General features: G+C 50.2%; 3 protein-coding genes and 1 pseudogene. All 4 read right to left on the reverse strand.

All coding sequences use genetic code 11. The features are described 5' to 3' along the window. Positions 1–8: 8 nt before the first annotated feature. Complete coding sequence (locus ACOJS8_RS04520; RefSeq protein WP_420147340.1) at positions 9–482, reverse strand: nitrate reductase associated protein; 474 nt, start codon at positions 480–482, stop codon at positions 9–11. 43 nt (positions 483–525) lie between these two features. Continuing rightward, positions 526–1983 carry a rubredoxin gene (locus ACOJS8_RS04525; RefSeq protein ID WP_420147341.1) on the reverse strand — a complete coding sequence of 486 codons (1458 nt, stop codon included), beginning with the start codon at positions 1981–1983 and terminating at the stop codon, positions 526–528. A gap of 10 nt (positions 1984–1993) precedes the next feature. Further along, entirely contained in the window at positions 1994–5539 is a 3546-nt protein-coding gene (locus ACOJS8_RS04530) for a molybdopterin-dependent oxidoreductase (RefSeq protein ID WP_420147342.1), read from the reverse strand. Positions 5540–5633: 94 nt separating this feature from the next. Beyond that, positions 5634–6327 (reverse strand): annotated as a pseudogene (locus ACOJS8_RS04535) (MFS transporter); the annotation flags it as partial.

Below are 6327 nucleotides of genomic sequence, written 5' to 3' on the forward strand. Positions count from 1 at the left end.
AAGCCAAACTACTTCTTCCCAAAGAACTCGCTAATCGCTCTTGGAAAGTTTTTGCCTTCGTGACCAGATCGGCTCAGTTTAACCAGGGCAAACCGTTGTAAAACGTCAAGCTGAAGCCATTGATGAATGGTTAGCTGCTCACATTGCCACTCCAGCGCTTTCTGCTGAACTTCGGCAGGCACTTCCCCAAGTATTTCCCAAGCGGCATCTACGTTCTGTAGGTCGCTGACCCGTTGCCCGCAACGTAGCAGCACAAGCTCAATCAGGTCAAGACGATAGCGGGCAATTTCGGCCGGTGTGTAACAAGGCTGTTCGGCTAATCGGGCCTTGTCGGCAACGGTCAGTTTAACCCATTCGGGAAGTTTTAGCTTGATGCCGCACGTATCGAGTTTGTAACGAACAACCATTGGAATGCAACGTAGCGACTCCACAAAGTCGTTTTCGAAGGCAAAGAAAACAGGGGCAATAGTCACTGGTTGCATAGAATGGATGATGTAAAAAGATTTGGTGCCTAAATTGTTAACCTCAACTCACAAGCACTTCCTGGATTTCGCGCAGGTCTGCTTTCGGGGCATCGCAGGTTGAGCAGCAATAATCGGTTGGTAACGTAGTGAAAGGGGTACCCGCCGGAATGTTGCTACGTTCATCACCGTATTGCGGATCGTAAACGGTAAAGCAATGAGGGCACTGATAGACGGTTGCTACGTTGGTCAGAACAGGTTCGGTTTTCTCTGTTTCCAGGCGAATGATTTCAGAACTTTCCTGGGCACGCCGTGTAAGGAACTTGCGGCAAAGTCGCCCGACCTGATTCGGTACGTGCAGCCTGAACAAACCTTTTTCAAACAGATGATACGTTCGACTGTTCGGATTAAAGTTTTCGGTGTAATACAGATCGTACACGCTGAACAAGGCTAGTTGACCGATACGTAGCAAAGGCCGTTTGCGGATCAATACAGAGCCAAATACCTCCGACTTGGGTTGCGTCTGAACACCGAAGCATAGCCCAAACGTACGGGTATCATGCCTCTCAAAATACCGCATAACGTAGTGCTTGAGCGCTGTTCCTTCGTCGGTGAGGTCTTCGGTTTGCCAGGCTAGTTCATTGGCGGCATGACGAACATTGATATTATATTTTCCGAGAATGTACGACCAGGCTGCGCGATCTTTTTCTTCAATTCCTTTGATGATAAGCGATTTCCAGGGTGTTGTGCAGAGTTCACCTATACGTGTTTTAAGGCAAAGCGCGCAGACATCCAGCAGGAATGCAACCGAAAACTGCTCATCGCGCCGATAAAGACCAAGCCACGACCGTTGCCCGTACCGGTTAAAACCTTCGTAATAAGGCAGCGAAAATTCGGGTAAATCAATCTCTTCTGTAGCGGGTTGCGTAATAAACGTGTCTGCGGACGTAACGGCTCTGAACAGCGATTCGGCATCGGAATGCCCTTGATTGAGCAGTACGTCTTCAACAGCTTTGGCAAGACGGCCAACATCGTTCGTATAAACCTGTTCGGGCCAGTGGAATACCGTATTGCTTTGTTTCGGACGCACGTAAAGATGCCAGAAGTGAGGTTCCGACGAAGCAATGAAATTTAGATTGCCGGTGAAAAATGGCGTAAAGCTCTGATTGAGATCCGATAGATTAACTTTCAGTTGAGGTTGATAATCAAACTGATCCAGCAAGGTGTGGTATTCGCTTTCGCGCAGCCACGCACCCGTTCGAAACACTTCCTCTCCGCAATAGGAACTGATAATGTTTGGATACTGATTCGTGTTGGCTTCGTACGTAATCTGATGCTCTTTTAACTCTTTCTCCAGAAAACGCATATCCTCATAATGCACCGTCATGAGCAACTGCTGACGCGCCCCGAACCGAACCGTCCTGACTTTCGCGTCGTAGGCCAGCTGCAATGCGGTCTGCAACGTACCGGGCGACACGATTCCGCCGGGCAGGTTGATTTTTATGGTATAATAATCGCGCATGATTTCTGCATTACACTAATTCACTCATTTTTTCCAGAATGCTACGTACTTCTGGTCTGCACGAACCGCAGCCGGTTCCGGCGCCGGTTTTCTGGCACAGTTGCTGAAAATCGGCGCAGCCCGCCTGAATAGCCCGTTCCAGATTGCCCTGACCAACCGAATTGCAGGAACAGACCAGTTTGCCTTCGACCGGATCAACTTTTTTGCTGGCACGCAGGAGCTGTAAACGCTTATCGGATAGCTCAACGCCTTTGGCAATAAGTTCACGGAATTCAGCAAACTCGTTCTTGTCGCCGACCAGAATGGCACCGACCAGCTTGTCGTTATGGACGATGCACTTTTTGTAATATCGTTTCGCTTTATCGATGAAAATAATTTCCTCGTAGTCTGTGGTATTGGCAGGCACTTCGGTTATGCCCATGCTGCATAAGTGTAGCCCTTCCATTTTCAGGATGCTGATGCCCAGGCTTCCTCGATACGGTTGCGAAATATCACCGGCAATGTAGCGGGCTGCTACGTCGGCCTGTTGTTCGGCGGCAAGGGTAATTCCCCACATCTGGCCATTCCATTGAGCAACTTCACCAGCCGCAAAAATGTCTGGGTCGGAAGTTTGCAAATAATCGTTTACCACTACGCCCCGATTACAGTTGAGTCCGGCAGTGCGGGCCAGTTCGGTATTCGGTTCGGTTCCGATGGCGATCACTACGGCCTGGCAATGGATTGTTCGACCTGAATTCAGCCGAATTCCTTCAACCCGGTCTGTACCAACAAACGTCTGCACTTCTTCGTTGAAATAAATGTCAATGCCCCGATCCAGCAGTTCCAGATAAAGTAATTCGCTGGCTAATGGATCAAGCTGACGTTCCATAAATCGCCCCGCCCGCTGAATTACCGTAACACGAACGCCAATTTGCCTTAATGAAGCGGCTAGCTCCAGACCGAGTAACCCACCGCCTACAATGACTGTGTGGGGGTCTGGCTGGTTAAAAAATGGTTTTAAGGAATCGGCATCGAGCCGCGACCGCATGTTGAAAATGCCGGGAAGGCGCGGTACACCTTTAGGCATAAACGCCCGACTACCAGTCCCCAGAAGAATTTTGTCGTACGAATGTTCAACACCATCGGTATCCGTTACAACTTTCGCTTTACGGTCAATATGAGCGATTCCTACGCCTTTATGTACGATGATATTCGCTTCGTCAAACTGATCTTCGCGTAGTTTGACAAGCTGCTCCCACGATTGCGCCCCGCTGATGTAATCAGGCAACAGAACGCGGTTATAAAACGGGTAAATTTCTTTGGAGAATACGTGGATCTCGTCATCCGAATTTAAGGAACGATACGTATTGATGAACCCTAAACCGGCCGAACCAGCACCGATAATAATGATCTTTTCAACGGGCTTACGATACGGTACTACGTCAATGGCGGTGAATTTAAAATCTGGTTCTTTCGAGCGTGGGTCAACCAGTGCGTTTGTCAGATTGTTCGCCCGGTTTAGGTTACTGTTTCCCGGAGCGCCGGCCGACACCTTGCCCCAGTGCATGGGCAGGAAACAAAGCCCCGGCCTCACATCCTCGGTCAGTTGCGCTTTCACCCGAACTTCCCCACGTCGGCCCCGAACCTCAACCAGTTGGCCGTCCTGAATGCTACGTGCCCTGGCGTCGTCGGGATGAATTTGCAGAAACGGCTGCGGAATGTGCTGATTCAGTTTCGCCACCCGACCCGTTTTGGTCATGGTGTGCCACTGATCGCGGATGCGGCCTGTGGTGAGAATCAGCGGAAAATCATCATCAGTCGGCTCCGACGCATTTCCATCCGGCACCGCATGAATTTGCGCCCGCCCATTCGCCGTGTAAAAGTGATGATCCGTAAATAGGCGCTTCGTTCCTGATGATCCCCGCTGACTGCTGTTCTCTCCATGCTCTTTGCCCACTGCCCCCTGCGTATAAGGCCACTGCACGCTACGTTTCTGCTTCAGCAACGCATAACTCACGCCCGTTACGTCGACGTTTGTTCCAGCGGTGATACGGGTATATTCCTGATAAACTTCTGAGGCATTCGTATACGTAAAATCAGCACCGAAACCCATTTTCTGCGCGAAACGCCAGATGATTTCCACATCGGGGAGAGCTTCGCCGGGTGCGTCAAGTACTTTCGGTAAATACGAAATTCGCCGTTCGGCGTTGGTCATGGTGCCTTCTTTTTCGAGCCAGGCCGCTGCGGGCAACACTACATCGGCAAACTTCACCGTATCGGCCCGGTTCGATACGTCCTGCACGACCACGAAACGCGCATTTTTTAAGGCTTTTTCGACAGCATTTACATCCGGCATACTCACCATAGGATTCGTATTAATAATCCAGATAGCTTTCAACTTATCGTTTGTCAGCGCGTCGAACATCTCAGTAGCGGTCAGTCCGGGTTTATCGGCAATCTTGACGGGGCTATTCCAGAACGCTTCCACTTCGGCGCGGTGAGCTGCATTTGTTACGTCGCGGTGAGCGGGCAGTACGTTCGCCAGTCCACCAGTTTCGCGACCACCCATTGCATTCGGCTGGCCGGTGAGTGAGAACGGTCCATTTCCTGGCTTACCGATACGTCCTGTAATCAGGTGTAAATTGATGAGCGACAGGTTTTTGTTTACCCCAATCACCGACTGATTCAGGCCCATCGTCCAGAGCGATAGAAACCCTTTCGAGCGGCCAATCCAATTCGCAGCGGTATGAATATCGTCGGCTGGAATGCCACAAATCTCAGCGGCTTCGTCTACCGAACGTAGCATGACCTGTTCGCGATACGTAGTAAACCCATCGGCGTGATTGACGATAAACTCCTCGTCGATATAATTTTTCTCGATCAATAGCCGACCAATAGCATTATTCAGCACAATATCGGTGCCGGGACGTAGCGGCAAATGCAAATCCGACGAACGCGCCGTATCAGTCTTGCGGGGGTCAATACAAATGATTTTGACGTTTGGGTTAGCCGCTTTGTGCGCTTCAATACGTCGCCAGATAATCGGATGGCACCAGGCCGGATTTGCCCCTTCGACCAGAAACACATCCGCTTCTTCGATGTCGTCGTAGCAAACCGGTACGGAATCTTCGCCCAGCGACAGTTTGTAGCCGACTACCGCTGAACTCATACACAACCGTGAGTTCGTATCGATGTTGTTGGAGCCAATAAATCCCTTGATAAGTTTATTGACCAGATAATATTCTTCCGTCAGGCACTGCCCCGATACGTAAAATGCAACCGAATCAGGACCGTATTTCTGGATAAACGTCTTGAAAATAGCTGCTGTACGTTCCAGCGCTACGTCCCAATTGACCCGTTGCATGGGCATGTTTCGGTTGAACCGCATCTGCGGATATAGCAGCCGGTCCGATTGGTCCATGACGGTATAATGCAGGTTCATCCCTTTCGAGCAAAGCATGCCTTTGTTGGATGGATGCTGCTTATCACCTTCGAGGCTCAAGCGCCCGTTCTGTTCCTGTTTGACCACGATTCCACAGCCAACGCCACAATAACAACAGGTAGTTTGGTGAGTCATGTCTTTGAAATATAAAAACCCCTAAATCCCCTGAAGGGGACTTGGCTCGCACTTGAATTAAGTCCCCTTTAGGGGATTTAGGGGTTTGTCTACGTTAAGCGGTTTGCAATTCGACTTCGGCTGGTTCGACCACAACGGCTTTTCCGAAGTTGATCAGGAATAAAAGCAATCCGATTACGGCAACGATACCACCGATATACAGAAATGCCTGACTATACGTAATAGACTGCGATTTGAACAGAAAGCCCATCAGCATACCACCCACGTTACCGCCCGCACCTACTACGCCAGAAATGATACCAACGGCTTTTGGATTGACAAACGGAACGATGGCGTACGTACCGCCGTTCGACATTTTCAGGAATAAGGCAAACACCAGCATCGACAGAATGGCCATAGGAAGGTTACCGGCCTGAGCGAAGAGAATAATTCCCAATCCTTCCAGCAAAAGCATACTGGCCAGCAAGATACCTTTACCGCGCATTCCGTATTTGTTCCCGACTTTATCGGCCACGATACCGCCAAGTGCCCGGGCGAAAATATTCATGCCGCCGAAGAGCATAGCCCAGAAACCCGCCTGTGTTTCTTCCATCTTGAAATTGTCGAAGAAGTACAGCGCAGCCACGCCATCGAAGGTAATTTCCATACCAAAGCAGCAACCATAAGCCAGTGCAAGTGCCCAGACACGGATGTCGGCGCAGGCTTTCCAGAAACTCACTTTTTCCGCCGATTGAGATGAACGCTCGATGTCTTCGTAGTTGCCGTTGGGCGTGTCGGTTGTGTAACGG

It is taken from the genome of Spirosoma sp. (assembly GCF_048594605.1).
Taxonomy (GTDB): domain Bacteria; phylum Bacteroidota; class Bacteroidia; order Cytophagales; family Spirosomataceae; genus Spirosoma.